This window comes from Jannaschia maritima, assembly GCF_030973515.1.
Lineage (GTDB): Bacteria > Pseudomonadota > Alphaproteobacteria > Rhodobacterales > Rhodobacteraceae > Jannaschia > Jannaschia maritima.
The window spans coordinates 59,023-75,384 of sequence record NZ_JARGZA010000005.1; the positions used below are offsets into that span (position 1 = coordinate 59,023).

A 16,362-nucleotide genomic window follows, 5' to 3' on the forward strand; every position below is an offset into this window, starting at 1 on the left:
ACGCTTCCCGCGGCTGACGCGCGGGGGCCTGCATTAGCGGTTGTCCGCAAAGACCTCTCGCGCGCTGTTCAGCGCGTTGATGGTGGCCGGCATACCTCCGTACACGGACATCTGAAGGATCACCTCGGCAATCTCGGTATGGGTCGCGCCCGCCTTCAGGGCGTGCTCGATGTTGGCCTTCAGTTGTGGCCCAGTTTGCCCGCCCATCGCGGTCAGGGCCGCGACGGTTGCGATCTGTCGGGTGCGAAGGTCGAGCCCATCGCGTGCGTAAAGGCGCCCGTAGGCGAACTCGACCAGCGTCTCGCCAAAGCTCGGTACGAGATCGCCGTAGCGCTCCTCGAGGATCGCCTCCATCTCCGGGTTCAACTCCGCCAGAAGAGCACGGCCTCGCTCAAGCGCAGATGCCGGGGTGACTTCGTCGGTGCGACGGGTGGCGGGTGGCGCGTCGTTCGGCATTGTCATGTCCTGCTTTCCTTATGTCCTGAAGTAGTGGACGCGCATGTCAGCGCATTCGGTGAAGCGGAGCCGTCGGTGACGGACTGGAACAGCGCGATCTTGGCATCGAGGACCGTCTCGACCTCAAGCAGGCGGGCGCGCTCGGCGGCGACGCGCTCGCGGTGCGTGCGTAGCATGGCCAGACGGTCGGGCACCGTTTCCGGACCGTCCGCTCGCAGCGCTACGTAGCGGCGCATCTCCTCGATCCGCATGCCGGTCGACTTCAGGACATCGAGGAACTCCATCCAGCGCAGGTGATCCTCGCCGTAGTCGCGCCTCCCGCCCGCGTCGCGTCCGGCGCGGGGCACGAGGCCGATGCGCTCGTAGTAGCGCAGCGTATCGGCCGACAGGCCCGTGCGACGGGAGAAAGCGCCGATCCGCATGTGGACCTCCAGGGCCGAATCACCTCGGACGTAGCGATACCAGTTGGAGCGCGCTCCAAGTCAAACGATCCAGGGGAAGATGGACCTACGAAACGTCGTAGGAGGTATAGAAGCAGAACCGCCGGTCCTGCTTATCCCATCCGCGCAATACGCTTGGGTCGGCCACGCGCTTTCGTCTGCTGCGAACGCACGGGCAGGTCAGTCCGGCCAATCTCCCGGCGGCCAGTCCCGCGAGGTGTGAATGGCCCTCAGGATCACCACGACCTCGTCGTCCGCATCTCCGCCCGGCACCGGCATGACGGCGTAGGCCAGAACGAAGCGTAGACCCGACACGGTCTTCTCGTAGGTGCCCGGCACCCGACCTGGCCGCCCGGTCAGGCTGATGCCCAGGGCGGCGCCGGCGGCGTCGAGCTTCCGCCGCACGTCCCGCGCCGCATGCGGATCCTTCTTCGCGATGAACGTCACCTCGGCGGTCAGGTCCGCAAGCGCGGACTCGGACCAGACGACGGCTCGCTCTTTGGCGACCATGCGCTCTGTCTCGTCGGACCGATCTCAGGACCGCCCGCGCTCGGCTTCCTCGATCGCCGCGTCGATCTGCGCCATCGCTTCGGCATGCGGCACCGTGCGTCCGGCCTCGGCATCCGCCAAGCCCTGCTCGATCCCCTCGATCACCATGAGTTCGCGGTTCACGTAGGCTGCCACCGCCTCGGCCGCGAGGAACGATCGCGACCGCCGTGTGCCCTCGGCCAGACGCCCGAGCCGGTCCTTTACCACCGGATCGAGCCGGATCGTCATCGTCGTACTGGCAGTCATCGATATCTCCGGCTCTAATGTACTCGGGTGTGTACGGTTGAACATAGTCTGGACCAGACCGTTGCGGAAGGATCGGTTTCACCCGCGTTCCGCGATGAGAACCGAAGGGAACGGTGCCGAATCGTCTCCGAAGTACACCCTTGCAGGACGTGCGTGGTGGCGAACCTACAGAGGCATCGCGTACCGGTCCTCGCCTTCCTCGACCGAGGCGTCCGGAACTGTCCGTACAAACCCCTTTCGGACGTACAAGCGAATAGCCGCGAGGTTCTGTCGGTGAACGTTCAGGCAGACGCGATCGTAGCCCATGTCACGGGCCCACTGGACTGCCGCGTCCATTAGGTTCCCACCTATGCCTTGCCCTCGAACGGTTCGTGCAACCCAGAGAGAGAACAGCCCTGCGTCATTCCCCTCTGGTCCGACCCGAATGACTCCGTGAGCCTCGTTGCCATCCAGAGCGATGATCGTCGTTCCTTCCCCGGACACCGACAACCAAGCGCGCCAGTCAGCTTCGCTCATCTGTTCGGCCATCCGTAGCGTCGAACCGAACGCTTGGGGAGCGTCGACCAAGGCTTGCAAGCGAACGGCGCGCGCTTCCTGCCATGCTTCCGACTGTAGCTGTTCGAGCCTCATTTTCGTTCGGCTTCCTACTGACCATGAACCCACAACGTTCTGGAGCACCGAGGCGTAGAACGTCACGCCGGGTATGCCCCACCGGCACACCGATCCCACCACGGCAGGCCGGAGATACGCGAAGATCGCTACGGCAGGTCCAACCACTTGATCGGAATACCTTCGCGTTTGGCGTTTGGACGATCCGCCCCTAGGCTGCCCCCACCGCGCCGACCCCCGGCGCGGATGGGAGGAACGACATGCGATACGCGACCGGAACGATCCTGACCGCCACGGCCCTGGCCCTGGCCGCCCCCGCAGAGGCGCAGACCACGACGCTGCGGATCCAGAACCACCAATCCCCCGAATCCACGTCGGGCGGGGTGATCGCCGACTTCGTCGAGAACGTGGAGGCGATGTCCGACGGCGAGATCGACATCGAGATGTTCTATTCCGCGTCCGTCGTGGGGTCGGTGGAGACGTTCGACGCCGCCGCCAGCGGCATCCTCGACTGCGACATGACGAACGGCAGCTATCAGACCGGCAAGAACCCCGCCTTCCAGTTCGTGGCCGACACGATGGGCGGCTACGACACGCCGCTGCAATACCAGGCCTGGGTGAACGAGGGCGGCGGGCGCGAGCAGATCAACGCGCTCTACAATCCCCAGGGCATGACCTTCATCGGCGCGGCGATCGGCGGGCAGGAATCGCTGAACTCCACCCGTCCGCTGCGCGGGCCCGACGACCTGGTGGACTTCAAGTTCCGCTCGCCCCCCGGCATGCAGACGGAGATCTTCGCCAAGCTGGGCGCGTCCCCCATCGTGATGGACTTCACCGAGATCTTCACCGCCTTGGAGACCGGGATCATCGACGGGGCCGACGCGTCCTCGCTGGCGGTGAACGTGGGCCTCGGCATCTACGACATCGCCAAGCACACGACCTATCCGGGCTTCCATTCGATGTCGTCCGACCACCTCGCCTGCCGCACCGACGTGTGGGAAGCGATGCCGGAAGCCCACCGCGCGATCATCTCGACCGCGCACAAGGCGATGGCGATGGACCTGATGATGCGCACCCTGGTCGAGAACGGCGAAGCGGTGCGCGACCTGCCGGAACAGGGCGTCACCCTCTACGACTGGTCGGCGGAGGACCGCGCCGCCTTCCGCGCGGCGGCGCAGGAATCCTGGGCCGAATGGGCGGAGAAGACGCCCGAGACCGCCGAGATCGTCCAAAGCCACCGCGACTTCATCCAGCGCATCGGCCTGAGCGAGTGATCGTCCGGACGCCCCCGCCTCGCGGGCGGGGGCGTTCGTCACGGACCGGGCGGCCCAGGCCGCGGGCGCCGAATCACCGCATCCGTCGGACGGATGGCCGACGCGGAGCAGACGCATCGCAGACACCCGCCGTCCCGTGCGATCGGCGCCCCTCCGCCCGCCGGCGATGCCCCGCACCCCGCCCGAAGCCCTTGCCTCGTTGAACGCCGCCCCGGGTTGCACCGCCGCCCGCTCGGCGACAGACTGATGGCACCGGGGCACCCTCCGCACCCCCGGGCCGGAGAAATTTTCGCCGCAGTGCAGCGAAACGGTTTCCGGCCTCGCCGGCCCTCGATGCCGTCCGTGCGCGGGGCGCGCACGCCCCCCCCCCCCCCCGGCGGCTCAGACGTAGCGGTTGACCAGGTTCTCCAACCGCTCCTGCCCGCCGGATACCGGCTGCGGGTCCAGCCCCGCCCCCTCCGCCCGGTCGGCGATCGCGTCCAGCGTCGCGTCGCCGTGCAGCATCGCCGCGTTCTCCGCCTCGTCCCACTTGGCATAGCGGGCCTCGCGCCGCCGTTCCAACGCGCCGTCCTCCAGCATCGCGGCGGCCGCCATCAACCCCCGCGCGCAGACGTCCATCGCCCCCACATGGGCGGCCACCAGGTCCACCGGATCCAGCGACTGACGCCGCAGCTTCGCGTCGAAGTTGGTGCCCCCGTTCGCGAACCCGCCCCCGCGCAGGATCTCGTAGTAGGCCATCGCCACTTCGGGGACGTTGTTGGGGAACTGGTCCGTGTCCCACCCGGACTGATAGTCGTTCCGGTTCATGTCGATCGACCCGAAGATGCCCAGCGCGTTGGCCGTCGCGATCTCGTGCTCGAAGCTGTGCCCCGCCAGGATGGCGTGCCCCTGCTCGATGTTGACCTTGACCTCCCCTTCCAGTCCGAACCGCTTCAGGAAGCCATAGACCGTCGCGACGTCGTGGTCGTACTGGTGCTTCGTGGGCTCCTGCGGCTTGGGCTCGATCAGGATGTCGCCCTTCAGGCCGATCCTGTGCTTGTGCTCCACCACCATCGACAGGAACCGCCCCATCTGCTGCAGTTCGCGGTCCATGTCGGTGTTCAGCAGCGTCTCGTAGCCCTCGCGCCCGCCCCACAGGACGTAGTTGACGCCGCCCAGCTTGACCGTGGCCCCCATGGCGGCGCGCACGATCGACGCGCAGTAGGCGAAGACGTCCGGGTCGGGGTTGGTGGCCGCCCCGCTCATGTAGCGGCGGTCGGAGAACATGTTCGCCGTCCCCCACAGGAGCCCCGGGCCCCCGCCCTCCATCTTCGGACCCATGTAGTCGGTGATCTCGTCCAGCCGGGCGTTGCTCTCGGCAAGGCTGGCCCCCTGGGGCCGGATGTCGTGGTCGTGGAACGCGTAGAACGGCACGCCCAGGATGCGGAACAGATCGAACGCCGCATCCACGCGCTGCCTGGCCAGGTCCATCGTGTCGCCGGGGAACCAGGGCCGCTGGAACGTCTGCCCCCCGAACGGGTCGCCCCCTTCCCAAACGAAGGAATGCCACCAGCAGACGGCGAAGCGCAGGTGGTCGCGCAGGGGCTTGCCCATCACCACCCGGTCGGCGTCGTAGTGCCGGAACGCCAGGTCCCCGTCGCCGTCCGGGTCGAAGCGGATGGGGTCGATTCCGTCGAAGTAGCTCATGGCATCCAGGTCCTTCCAATTCGGTCGGCGGCGGTGTCGCAGGTCCCCCGGGGGCGGGTCAACGCGTAGGGCGGGATCGCATCGGCATCGCGTCCGCTTGCCCGTTGGGGTGGAACAGGACCTGCCCCTCCACGACGTACGATCCTATGGCCGCCTGTCCGTCGAGCCCGAGCATCCATTCCACGAAGGTCGCCGCGTCGTCGGCGTTCCCGTCCGGGCAGACCTGCGGCGACACGGCGACGATGCCGTACTGATTGAAGAGCGAAGGGTCGCCCTGCACCACGATGGCGTGGTCGCCGCGGTTGGCGAACGTCGCCCAGGTGGCCCGGTCCGTCAGGGCATAGCCGTCCATGCCGACCGCCACGTTCAGCGTGGCGCCCATGCCGGACCCCGATTCCCGGTACCATGCGCCGGAGGCCGCCGCGGCATCGACCCCCGCCCGCGCCCATAGCCGCCGCTCAGCACGGTGCGTGCCGCTGTCGTCGCCGCGCGACACGAAGACGGCCCGCGCCTCGGCGATGCGCGTCATAGCATCCGCGATCGGCAGGCCCGCGACGCCGGCGGGGTCGGCGGCGGGCCCGATCAGGACGAAGTCGTTCGCCATCAGGTCGTGCCGTTCGATGCCGTATCCGGCGGCGACGAACGCCTCCTCCTCCGCCTCCGCATGGACGATCAACACGTCGCCGTCGCAATTGCGCGCGTTGCGGATGGCCTGCCCCGTGCCGACCGCGACCACGGCGACGTCGATCCCCGTCGCGCGCTCGAAGCGGGGCAAGACGTGGTCGTAGAGGCCCGAATGCGCCGTCGAGGTGGTGGATTGGACCACGATGCGCTCCGCCGAGGCGGGGGGAGCGGCCAGCAGGACGATCGCCGCCATCCATCCCCGGGCGGTCATCGACGGCGCATCCCCGTTTCCGGCGGTGGGACCGCGCGGGGACCGGCATCCAGGAACCGCCGCGCGGGACCGTCGCCGACGATGCGCCCCGCATCCATCACCACGATGGAATCGGCCAACCGCCGCGCCTGCGCCACATCGTGCGTCACCATCAGGATGGTCGTGCCCTGCGCGCGTTCCGCAATCAGTACCGCTTCGATCATCGCGACGGAGGCGGGGTCCAGGCGGCCCGTCGCCTCGTCCAGCAGGAGCAGGTCGGGTGCCACGGCCAGGGCGCGGGCCAGGGCCAGGCGCTGCGCCTCGCCACCTGACAGGGCCCGCGCCGGGCGGCGGCCCAGACCGGCCAAGCCCACGCGCTCCAGAAGCCCGTCGCGCAAGCCCGCGTCCCGTACGCCCCGGGACCGCAGCGCGAAGTCCACGTTGGCCGCCACCGACCGCCGCAGCAGGACGGGCGACTGGAACACCATGGCCTGGGCCCGCCGCCCCAGCCGATCCAGCGGCCGCCCCCGCCACAGGACGTGGCCGTCGGTGGGCGGGATCAGACCGTGCAGGAGATGCAGCAGCATCGACTTGCCGGCGCCGTTGGGACCCATCAGCGCCGTGACGCCGCCGCCCGGAAGGGTCAGGTCCACGCCGTTCACGGGCACGGCGGCGCCCCGCTCCAGCCGCAGGGCCCGCGCCTGCAGCAAGGGGATCGCGCCCTCAGACGGCCGCATGGCGCGCGCCCGCCAGCCGGGCGCCCTGCGCCGCGGCGTTCACGCCCAGGGCCAGCGCCATCAGCACGACGCCCAGCGCCAGGGCCAGGGCCAGCTCGCCGCGCGACGTTTCGAGTGCTATGGCGGTCGTCATCACGCGGGTCAGGTGGTCGATGTTGCCGCCCACGATCATGACGGCCCCCACCTCGGCCACGGCGCGCCCGAACCCGGCCAGCGCCACCGTGGCCAGCGCGTGCCGCCCGTCCACGATCAGCGCCCAGACCACCGCCGCCCGCCCCAGCCCGAGCGAGCGGAACTGCGCGTCGTACTCCGCGTGGAGATCCTCCAGCACCTGACGCGACAGGGCGATCACGATGGGGGCGATCAGGATACACTGCGCCGCGATCATCGCCGTGGGGGTGTACAGCAGCCCCAGGAACCCCAGCGGCCCCGCCCGGGACAGGTGCAGATAGACCAGCAGCCCGACCACGACGGGGGGCAGGCCCATGCAGGCGTTGACCAGCACCAAGACCGCCCCGCGCCCCGGGAACCGCCCCACCGCCAGCGCGGCGCCGATGGGAATGCCGAATAGACAGGCCAGCGCGGTGGCGGTCAGGCTGACGCGCAGGGACAGAGCGACCACCTCCCACAGGGCGGGGTCGCCGGACAGGACGAGATCCAGCGCGAGGGCGAACGCGGCGGACAGGTCGCCCACCGGGTCAGACCGTGTAGTTCAGCGCAAGGCGGCCGCCGTCGACGTAGACGGTCTCGCCCGTCACGTAGCCCGCCTTGGGGCTCGCCAGGAACGCCACCACGTCCCCGATCTCGCGCGCGGTGCCGGGACGCTTCAGGGGGGTGCGGGACATGGCGCGATCGAAGGCGGCCGGATCGGCGTTGACGGCGGCCATCATGGCCGTGTCGATGCTGCCCGGCCCGACCGCGTTGACCCGGATCCCATGTGGCGCCAGCGCGAGCGCTGCGACTTTGGTCAGCTGCATGACGCCCCCCTTCGACGCGCAATAGCCGGCGATCTGGGGAATGGCGACCTGGGCGTTGATCGACGACATGTTGACGATGGCGCCGTCCGAGATCCCCTGCGAAACCATGGTCCTGGCGGCGCGCTGGGTGGCCGCGAAGACGCCGACGAGGTTCAGGTCGAGGGATTGGCGGAACTGCTGCTCCGTCATCGCGAGGAAGTCGGCGGCGATGGCGGCGGCGGCGTTGTTCACCAGGACGGCGACGGGCCCGACCTCCGCCTCCACCCGGTCGAAGAGCGAGGCGATATCGGCCGTGTCGGACATGTCGCAGACATAGCCCGCGGCGCCCATCCCCGCCGCGACATCCCTGACCTTGGGCTGGATGTCGACCAGCACGACGGTGCATCCGTCCTCGGCCAACGCCTCCGCGCAGGCCAGTCCGATGCCCTGCGCGGCCCCCGTCACCAATGCGATCCGTTCGGCCATGACCTGCTCCCTGCCTGTATCGTCCGACGTCTTCCACGGCACGGAACGGGTGTAAATCGGCGTGCACCCCCCGTGCACCCCCCGTACACCCCCCGTGCATACGATCGGCGTACCGGGGGCCGGTTCCATCGTCGCGCGACCGTCACGCTCGGGGGGTGCATCCGACGATCCACGCGGGCGGACCGCGCTGCGGACCTCGGGTCGATCCCCCGGATCGACCCGTCCCCCGCGGGACTGGTCCTTCCCCCCGCCATGCGACCGGTCGCCGCCGATCGGTGCCGCCGCCCGTTCCCCCCGCCCGGGCGATCGCCTATACCGGCGCCCGAACGAGGGGACGACCGACCGCCATGCCCGCCCGCAAGGAAACCGAGAGCCGCAAGCTGCTCCGGCGGCTCCAGGCCGTCATGGCGGAAGATTGCCGCGGGCAGGAGCGGCTGGACCGCATCACTGCGATGGTCGCTGATTCCATGGGCACGGACGTCTGCTCGATCTACCTGCACCGCGATGCGGACACATTGGAGCTGTGTGCCACGCGGGGCCTGAACGCGGATGCCGTGCATGTCACCCGCATGCGCATCGGCGAAGGGCTGGTGGGTCGCGTCGCGCGCCGGCGGGCGGCGATCAACACGGCCGACGCGCCGGGGACGCGGGGCTTCCGCTACATGCCCGAAACCGGCGAGGAGGTGTTCAGCAGCTTCCTGGGCGTGCCCGTACAGCGGGTGGGCGAGCGGCTGGGCGTGCTGGTCGTGCAGTCGAAGTCGGCGCGCACCTATTCGGACGACGAGGTCTATGCCCTGGAGGTCGTCGCCATGGTGCTGGCCGAGATGGCGGAGCTGGGCGCCTTCACCGGCGAAGGGGAGGCCCTGCGCGCCCCGCACGCGTCCCAGGTCCTGTTCCGGGGCGTCACCGGCCAGGAGGGCGCAGCGGCGGGCGTGGTCCACCTGCACGACCCGCGCGTGGTCATCACCAAGCCCATCAGCGACGACCCGGAATCGGAGAACACCCGCCTGCTCGACGCCATCGAGAAGCTGCGCCTGTCGGTCGATTCGATGCTCGACGCGGCCCAGGCCGACCGCGCGCAGGCGGAGGTGATCGAGGCGTACCGGATGTTCGCCTATTCCCGGTCGTGGCTGCGACGGATGGAGGCCAGCATCGATGCCGGCCTGTCCGCGGAGGCCGCCGTCGAAAAGGAGCAGACAGCCGCGCGCACCCGGATGGAGCAGGCGGGCGACGCGTATCTGCGCGACCGCCTGGCCGACCTGGACGACCTGTCGCACCGCCTGCTGCGGATGCTGACGGGCCAGGGGCGCGGGGGCACGCCCGTGCCCGACGGCGCGATCCTGGTCGCGCGCAACCTGGGCCCCGGCGAGCTTCTGGAATACGGCGCCAAGAAGCTGCGCGGCGTCGTGCTGGAGGAGGGGTCGGTCGGAAGCCACGCCGCCATCGTGGCGCGCGCCTGGGCGATCCCCCTGGTGATCCAGGCGCGCGGCATCCTGCAGGAGGCCCTGTCGGGCGATCCGATCCTCGTGGACGGGGACCAGGGAGTCGTCCACTTGCGGCCTGACGACATGGTCCGCGCCGCCTTCGACGACAAGCTGGCGATGGCCGCGGACGCGCAGCAGCGATACGCCGCGATCCGCGACACGCCCTGCGTCACCCGCGACGGGCAGCGGGTCGAGCTGCTGATGAACGCGGGGCTGATGGCCGACCTGCCGTCGCTGCCGTCGTCGGGCGCCGAAGGCGTGGGCCTGTTCCGCACCGAGTTGCAGTTCCTCGTGCGCAACCACGTGCCCCGGCGCGGCGATCTGGCGTCGCTCTATGCCCGCGTGATGGACGCGGCGGGGGGCAAGCCGGTCACGTTCCGCACGCTCGACATCGGGTCGGACAAGGTCCTGCCCTACATGAAGGCCGCCGACGAGCCGAACCCCGCGCTGGGTTGGCGCGCGATCCGCGTGGGCCTGGACAAGCGCGGCGTGATGCGGATGCAACTGCAGGCGCTGATCCGCGCGGCCAACGGCCGGCCCCTGCGCGTCATGTTCCCCTTCGTCGCCCAGATGGAGGAGTTTCTGGAGGCCCGCGCCCACCTGACCCGCGAGCTGCATCGCGAACGGTCGCTGGACCACCCCCTGCCCGCGTCGCTGCAGGTGGGATCGATGATCGAGACGCCGTCGATGGCCTTCGCGCCGCGGCGGTTCTTCCAGGAAGCGGACTTCATTTCGATCGGTGGCAACGACCTGAAGCAGTTCTTCTTCGCCGCCGACCGCGAGAACGAGCGCGTGCGGAGACGCTACGACACGTTGAACGTCAGCTTCCTGTCCATCGTGGAGCAGATCGTCGCGCGCTGCGACGAGGTCGGAACGCCGGTCAGCTTCTGCGGCGAGGATGCCGGCCGCCCGGTGGAGGCGCTGTGCTTCGCCGCCATGGGCCTGCGCTGCCTGTCGATGCGCCCCGCCAGCATCGGGCCGGTGAAGCACATCCTGCTGCGTGCGGATCTGGGCCAGGTGCGGGACGTCATCGCGCGGGCGCGTGAGGCGGGGGAGCAGTCGGTGCGCGAAGCGGTGATGGCGTATCTGCGGACGCGGTGAGGGTGAGGTCGGGAGCGGGGAGGACCGAGGCGAAATCCGCCGTCTCCGCACCATACGGGACGCCGCCGTTGCATTCGCTCGGGTAAGGGGAAAGGGTGTAACCCGCATTTGAGCGTCCGTATCTTTGCGAGGTCGCAATGACCCTACGATTGTCCAGTGAGTTCTTCCGTGCTGCCGAGCAAAGAGCGGCCGCCGCGTGGGACCGCGAGGTGGCGATCGAGCTGGTGGCACTCCATCCCCGGCACATGGCTGCACTGGGGGTGTCGGAGGACGAGGTGGTGGCCTTCGTGCGCGGGGTGCGGGACTATGCGGTCGGCTACGGCGTGACCGGCCGGCGCGAGACCTTCCGCGTCGTCGTCGTGGCCCTGGCCCTTGGCCTCCACTTCCCGCACGACCCGCGGCTCGCCGATGCCGTTGCCTATGCCTTGGGGCGCAAGGCGATCCCGGAGGCCCGGCGGACCGCGATGCTGGGGGACATGGCGGAAGCGTGGCTCGGCGCCACGTGGGACGGCCGCGGACTGGCGGAGCGCGGCGCGGCGCTGGTCGATCGGGTGCGCGGGCACGCGCGTGGACCGACGGACCGCGACGGCATGTCCGATGCGCTGGGCGGCCTGGTGCCCCAGAGTCCCACGGTCGCCACGCCCGCGCGGCGCAGGGCGTTCCTGGATGCGGTGCTGGCGCAGGCGGAGGGCTACGGCCTGCGCACCGCGGGGCAGCGGCTGGCCTATGCGGGTGGCGCGCTGCTCCACGGGGTCTATTGGTTCGACGATCCCCTCTTCGGGCATCTGCGCGGAATGGTGGAGGGTGCCGCCACCCCCGGCGATCTGTGCGATGCGATGGGCGCGTTCTATGCCCGCTTCGGCGACGCGTCGGCGGAGGTGGCGGATGGATCCTGACGATCCCCGCGGCCCGGGTCGGGTCGCTGCGGGCTTCGCCGCCGCCGACCGGCAGCCCTCGGGCGCGGTGGGTCAGGTCTGCGAGACCTGCCCCGACAACTGGGTCGAGGCGGGCGCGCGCGACGAGCAGACCGGCGAGCCGCTTACGGGCCTGGGCTACCGCGTCTACGACCTGTCGTCGGGCGATCGGGTGGCGCAGGGGGTCCTGGACGACCGGGGAGAGGGTCCGCGTCACTGGATCCCCATGGCGAGCCAACAACTCTACGTCGTCTACGGCACCGATGCGGCCATGGACGAGGCGGAGGGCCGAATCGAGGAGGTCCGCCGCCAGCGCGCGCTGGAGATGAACGCCCGCCCCGACTGGCACGGCATCCCCGCGGGGCTGGAGGAGGGCGCGTTCCACGACGCCTATGACGCCCAGACCGAACGGAACGGCCGGCGGACCCAGATCAGCCGGGGGTTCCTGACGGGCGCGTATCACGGCGCGACGCGCATCGGTCATCACCTCGCCTCGCCGCTCGACTGGGATGCGGCGGAGCAAGAATACTATCTCGACGAACGCGCGCGGGCCTGGGACGAGTACCAGCTCGTCACCGGCGCGCGCGAGGCGTCGCGGTGGGAAAGCTTCTTCGGGGGCAGCGGACAGGGGGCGTCCTTCGGCTTCGGCGACGAGGCGATGGCGGGCTTCGACGCGATGATCACCTCCCGGACCTACGAGGAAGCGGTCGACGCCCGACGGCAGATCATGGAGGCGCGGCGGATCGCCAACCCCGGCACCTTCATCGGCGGCGAGGTGGCGGGCGCGATCCCCACGGTCTTCGTGCCGGTGGGCGGTGCCGTGGGCCGCGCCGTGCAGGCGGGCCGTGGCGCGCGCGGCGCGGTGGCCGCGGGCGCGCGCACCGGGGCGGGCACGGGCGCCCTGATGGGGGCGGGCCAGGACGAGGGCGGGCCGATCGACCGCCTGGACGGCGCCGCCTTGGGGGGCGTCACGGGCGGCGCGGCGGGCGCGGTCACGGCGGGCGCCGGCGTGCTGGTCGCACGCGGCGTCGCGAAGACGCGGATCTGGGGGCGGTTCAGCCTCAATCGTGGAACCGGCCGCCTCCGTCCGCCCGCAAGGGAGCTTCTGGCGAACGAAGGGCGCCTGATCGGAGCGGAGCAGGGCCTGCAATCGCGCACCGCCGGCCTCTTCGACGACGTCGTACCGGGCACCCACGGGGACGACGCGGCGAAGTACCTTTGGACGATCGACGAACGCGGCATCAACATCGCGTTGGAGCAGACGCCGTTCCCGACGCCTCGGGGCAACATCGTGCACACCAACCTCAGCAGTCGCGCCTCCATCGGGGGCGAGGCATGGTTCGGGCCGAACAACGCCGTGACGATCAACGCCGGGTCCGGTCGTTTCGGGGACGGGGCCGGGATCACGGAACGCCAATGGCGGGCCGCGGCGCGATACTGGCGACGCTTGGGATATGACGTCGACGCAATTCCGTACGGATCGAGGTAGCGATGAAGTTCTGGCAGTTGGTGTCGTTGCTGAGGGACCGTCGTCCGATCCTCGCCGCGACGTTCGAGGATCCGAGATGGCGGGGCTATGGCGCCTGGCTCCGCGACTTCGACGCCATCGTGAACGAACAGGACAGGGCCAAGCTGGACGCGTCGATGCCGGACGATCTGGTCCGGGCCGCCCTGCGCGAGGCGGGCATCGCCGTGTATCGGTCGGGCCGAACCCTCCGGTCGCGTCGTGCCGCCGAGACGGACCGCGTCGTGCCGGCCGAGGAGGTGTTCGACAGCTACGGGGGCGACGTCGTGGAGGAGATCTTCGAAAGAGGTTCGGTCCAGGTGTGACGACGCCCTTCGATCGCCCGGAGGGCTCGGCGGGCGGTACGACGGGCCTTTCCCGCGGGCGGGGTTCCGCCGTCGCGACGGACCGCGGCGCTGGCCGCGCTCGGGCGGGGGATCGGGCCGAAGCGACCGGGCATCGCGGCGGAGGTCCCTGCGAGGGTCGCATTCGGGCCATGGGGCCGGACGACCGATCGGGCCCGTCGCGCCTGGACCTGTGACGCCGCATCCGGGCGTGCGCGGCGCATGCATGCGTGGCGTGCCGCCGGAACCATGCCCGAGGGATCGACGCAACGTTCGCCCGCCGCCTGACGTTCCCTCGGAACGAGGTGGAGGAGGACACCGCAATGGCCGACCCGTCCCTGTCCTTGGGCGTCGAGGAGGAGTACCTGCTCGTCGATCCGGAGACGTTCGACCTGGTGCCCGCGCCGGACGGCCTGTTCGACGCCTGCGCGGACGCCCTGGGCGACCAGGTCACGCCGGAGTTCCTGCAATGCCAGTTGGAGGTCGGCACCGCCGTCTGCGCGGACGTGGCGGCCGTGCGCGACGACCTGGCCCGGCTGCGCGGCACGGTGGCGGCGGTGGCCGACCGGTTCGGCGTGGTGCCCATCGCGGCCAGCACGCATCCCTTCGCCGAATGGGGCCGGCAGGTCTTCACCGACCGCGCCCGCTATCGCGACCTGGAGGCCGACCTGGCGGGCGTGGCGCGGCGGATGCTGATCTGCGGGATGCACGTCCATGTCGGGGTGGAGGACGAGGATCAGCGGATCGACCTCTTGAATCAGGTGTCGTACTTCCTGCCGCACCTGCTGGCGCTGTCCGCGTCCTCGCCGTTCTGGGAGGGGACGGAGACGGGGCTGAGCTGCTACCGGTTGACGGTGTTCGACAACATGCCGCGCACGGGCCTGCCGCCGCGCCTGGGCAGCTTCGCCGAGTACCGCCGGTCGGTGGACACCTTCGTGCGCTGCGGCGTAATGGAGGATGCGACCAAGCTGTGGTGGGATCTGCGCCCCAGCGACAAGTACCCGACCCTGGAGGCGCGGATCTGCGACGTGGTCCCCCGGATCGACGACGCGGTGGCCATCGTCGCGGTGATCCAGTCGCTGTTCGCGATGCTGCACGACCTGCACCAGCGCAACCAACGGTGGCGGATCTACGACCGGTTCCTGATCGACGAGAACCGATGGCGGGCGCAGCGCTATGGGGTCGAGGGGACGATGATCGACTTCGGCCGGGGCGAGTCGGCCCCGTTCGGCGCCCTGATGGAGGAATTGGTCGATCTGCTCCGCCCCCATGCGGATGCCCTGGGCTGCCTGCCGGAGGTCGAGCGTGCGCTAGGCATCGCGCGGGACGGGTCCAGCGCGACCCGGCAAGTGGCGGCCTATCGCGCCGCGATGGACGGCGGCGCGGACGAGGGCGCGGCGTTGCGGGCGGTGGTGCGCGATCTGGCGGCGGAGTTCACCGAAGGCGTGTGACGCCCCCGCACGGATGCGGAGGCGTCGGACCGTCAGGCCGGACCCGCGCCCTGGGTGCCGGTATAGACCGAATAGATCGACTGGGACGCCGCCATGAACAGGCGGTTCCGCTTGGGCCCGCCGAAGCAGACGTTGCCGCACACCTCCGGCAGGCGGATGCGGCCCATCAACTGGCCGTCCGGCGCCCAGACGGTGACGCCGGAATAGCCCACGTTCCGCCCCGCGTTGGACGATGCCCACAGGTTGCCCGCCACGTCGCAACGCAGGCCGTCGGGGCCGCACTTGATCCCGTCCACCATGCAGTCGGAGAACACCCGCCCGTTCGCGAGCGTGCCGTCGTCCGACACGTCGTAGGCGAAGATCAGCCCCTCGCCGCCGTCCCCGTCATCCCCCGGCCCCGGTCCCGTGGATGCGATGTAGAGGATGCTCTGATCGGGCGAGAAGCACAGCCCGTTGGGGTCCGGCGTCTGGTCGTGGCCCGCCACGCGGGTGATCGTGCCGTCGGGCGCCACGCGGTAGGTCGCGGTGTCCATCTCGCGCACGTAGTCGCCGATCTCGGGCGGCTGGCCCAGGGTCGGGTCGAACAGCCCGTCGGGGTTGGACCGTCCGCCCGCCGCATCCGGCGCCCCCTCGTAGAGCTGTCCGCCATAGGGCGGGTCGGTGAACCAATAGCTGCCGTCGGGATGGGCCACGACGTCGTTGGGGCTGTTGAAGCGCTGCCCTTCGAAGGTGTCGGCGATCACCGTCACCGACCCGTCCAGCTCGTAGCGCACCACCCGGCGGTTCAGGTGCTCGCAGGACAGCTGCCGCCCCTGATAGTCGAACGTGTTCCCGTTCGAGTTGCCGGACGGATAGCGGAACGTGCTGACATGCCCGTCCTCGTCGAGCCAGCGCATCTGCCGGTTCTCCGGGATGTCGGACCAGACCAGGAACTTGCCGACGCTGTTCCAGGCCGGCCCTTCCGCCCAGCGCGCGCCGGTCCACAGGCGCTCGATGCTGGCGTTGGGCTGCATCACGGACCACAGGCGGTCGTCGACCGACACCAGGTCGGGATCCCAGAAATAGACGTTGGGCTCCGCGCCCGGCCCGAAGTCGCGGCGCGGTTCGGTGACGGTGCTGCGCGGGTCCACCGCGGTCGATTGCGCGTTCGCGGCCACGGCGGTCAGCGCGGCGGCGCCCCCGCCGATGGCGCCCAGCGCCTGCCTGCGGGACAGGCCGGTCTTGCTATAGGTCATGCGTTCCTCCCATGCG

17 protein-coding genes are annotated in these 16,362 nt (G+C 70.2%); 6 read left to right on the forward strand and 11 right to left on the reverse strand.

Translation table 11 applies throughout. The features are described from left to right. Positions 1-33 precede the first annotated feature (33 nt). From P0084_RS05860 to P0084_RS18525, 5 genes are all read right to left on the reverse strand, one after another. The gene (locus P0084_RS05860) at positions 34-456 is read right to left on the reverse strand and encodes a carboxymuconolactone decarboxylase family protein (RefSeq protein WP_308915885.1); all 423 of its coding nucleotides are present in this window, start codon (positions 454-456) and stop codon (positions 34-36) included. A 2-nt stretch (positions 457-458) separates the two neighbouring features. After that, complete coding sequence (locus P0084_RS05865; RefSeq protein ID WP_308915886.1) at positions 459-878, reverse strand: MerR family transcriptional regulator; 420 nt, start codon at positions 876-878, stop codon at positions 459-461. A gap of 198 nt (positions 879-1,076) precedes the next feature. After that, entirely contained in the window at positions 1,077-1,406 is a 330-nt protein-coding gene (locus tag P0084_RS05870) for a type II toxin-antitoxin system RelE/ParE family toxin (protein ID WP_308915887.1), read from the reverse strand. A gap of 24 nt (positions 1,407-1,430) precedes the next feature. Continuing rightward, positions 1,431-1,691, reverse strand: a complete 261-nt coding sequence (locus P0084_RS05875; RefSeq protein ID WP_308915888.1) for a CopG family ribbon-helix-helix protein — start codon at positions 1,689-1,691, stop codon at positions 1,431-1,433. Between the two features lie 165 nt (positions 1,692-1,856). Further along, the gene (locus tag P0084_RS18525; RefSeq protein WP_374213615.1) at positions 1,857-2,321 is read right to left on the reverse strand and encodes a GNAT family N-acetyltransferase; all 465 of its coding nucleotides are present in this window, start codon (positions 2,319-2,321) and stop codon (positions 1,857-1,859) included. 239 nt (positions 2,322-2,560) lie between these two features. Between P0084_RS18525 and P0084_RS05880 the strand changes: the two genes are divergently transcribed. Next, positions 2,561-3,574 (forward strand): TRAP transporter substrate-binding protein, encoded by a 1,014-nt coding sequence (locus P0084_RS05880; protein WP_308915889.1) that lies wholly within the window; start codon positions 2,561-2,563, stop codon positions 3,572-3,574. Between the two features lie 381 nt (positions 3,575-3,955). Here the strand turns inward: P0084_RS05880 and xylA are convergent, their stop codons facing one another. From xylA to P0084_RS05905, 5 genes are read right to left on the reverse strand one after another with little or no spacing between them, the layout of a single operon-like run. Next, positions 3,956-5,260, reverse strand: a complete 1,305-nt coding sequence (xylA, locus tag P0084_RS05885; protein WP_308915890.1) for a xylose isomerase — start codon at positions 5,258-5,260, stop codon at positions 3,956-3,958. Between the two features lie 58 nt (positions 5,261-5,318). Continuing rightward, complete coding sequence (locus P0084_RS05890; protein ID WP_308915891.1) at positions 5,319-6,155, reverse strand: ABC transporter substrate-binding protein; 837 nt, start codon at positions 6,153-6,155, stop codon at positions 5,319-5,321. Continuing rightward, positions 6,152-6,871: an ATP-binding cassette domain-containing protein gene (locus tag P0084_RS05895; RefSeq protein ID WP_308915892.1), complete on the reverse strand. Its 720-nt coding sequence runs from the start codon at positions 6,869-6,871 to the stop codon at positions 6,152-6,154. The genes P0084_RS05890 and P0084_RS05895 overlap by 4 nt, the downstream gene beginning before the upstream one ends. Further along, a complete protein-coding gene (locus tag P0084_RS05900; RefSeq protein WP_308915893.1) occupies positions 6,858-7,565 on the reverse strand; it encodes an ABC transporter permease in 708 nt (235 codons plus the stop codon). Before P0084_RS05900 ends, P0084_RS05895 begins: the two co-directional genes overlap by 14 nt. Before the next feature lie 4 nt (positions 7,566-7,569). Continuing rightward, positions 7,570-8,313, reverse strand: coding sequence for an SDR family NAD(P)-dependent oxidoreductase (locus P0084_RS05905; RefSeq protein ID WP_308915894.1), 744 nt, complete (start codon positions 8,311-8,313; stop codon positions 7,570-7,572). A gap of 347 nt (positions 8,314-8,660) precedes the next feature. Here P0084_RS05905 and ptsP point away from each other — a divergent pair, with 347 nt between their 5' ends. The 5 genes from ptsP (at position 8,661) to P0084_RS05930 (ending at position 15,111) form a co-directional block, all read left to right on the forward strand. Beyond that, a complete protein-coding gene (gene ptsP, locus P0084_RS05910) occupies positions 8,661-10,898 on the forward strand; it encodes a phosphoenolpyruvate--protein phosphotransferase (protein ID WP_308915895.1) in 2,238 nt (745 codons plus the stop codon). A gap of 137 nt (positions 10,899-11,035) precedes the next feature. Then, positions 11,036-11,794, forward strand: coding sequence for a hypothetical protein (locus P0084_RS05915; RefSeq protein ID WP_308915896.1), 759 nt, complete (start codon positions 11,036-11,038; stop codon positions 11,792-11,794). Further along, positions 11,784-13,301 (forward strand): hypothetical protein, encoded by a 1,518-nt coding sequence (locus P0084_RS05920; protein ID WP_308915897.1) that lies wholly within the window; start codon positions 11,784-11,786, stop codon positions 13,299-13,301. The genes P0084_RS05915 and P0084_RS05920 overlap by 11 nt, the downstream gene beginning before the upstream one ends. 2 nt (positions 13,302-13,303) lie before the next feature. Then, complete coding sequence (locus tag P0084_RS05925) at positions 13,304-13,642, forward strand: hypothetical protein (RefSeq protein ID WP_308915898.1); 339 nt, start codon at positions 13,304-13,306, stop codon at positions 13,640-13,642. A 341-nt stretch (positions 13,643-13,983) separates the two neighbouring features. After that, positions 13,984-15,111, forward strand: a complete 1,128-nt coding sequence (locus tag P0084_RS05930; protein WP_308915899.1) for a carboxylate-amine ligase — start codon at positions 13,984-13,986, stop codon at positions 15,109-15,111. 32 nt (positions 15,112-15,143) lie between these two features. On the opposite strand, the gene P0084_RS05935 is transcribed toward P0084_RS05930, so the two are convergent. Beyond that, positions 15,144-16,346, reverse strand: coding sequence for an SMP-30/gluconolactonase/LRE family protein (locus tag P0084_RS05935; RefSeq protein WP_308915900.1), 1,203 nt, complete (start codon positions 16,344-16,346; stop codon positions 15,144-15,146). Positions 16,347-16,362: the final 16 nt, after the last annotated feature.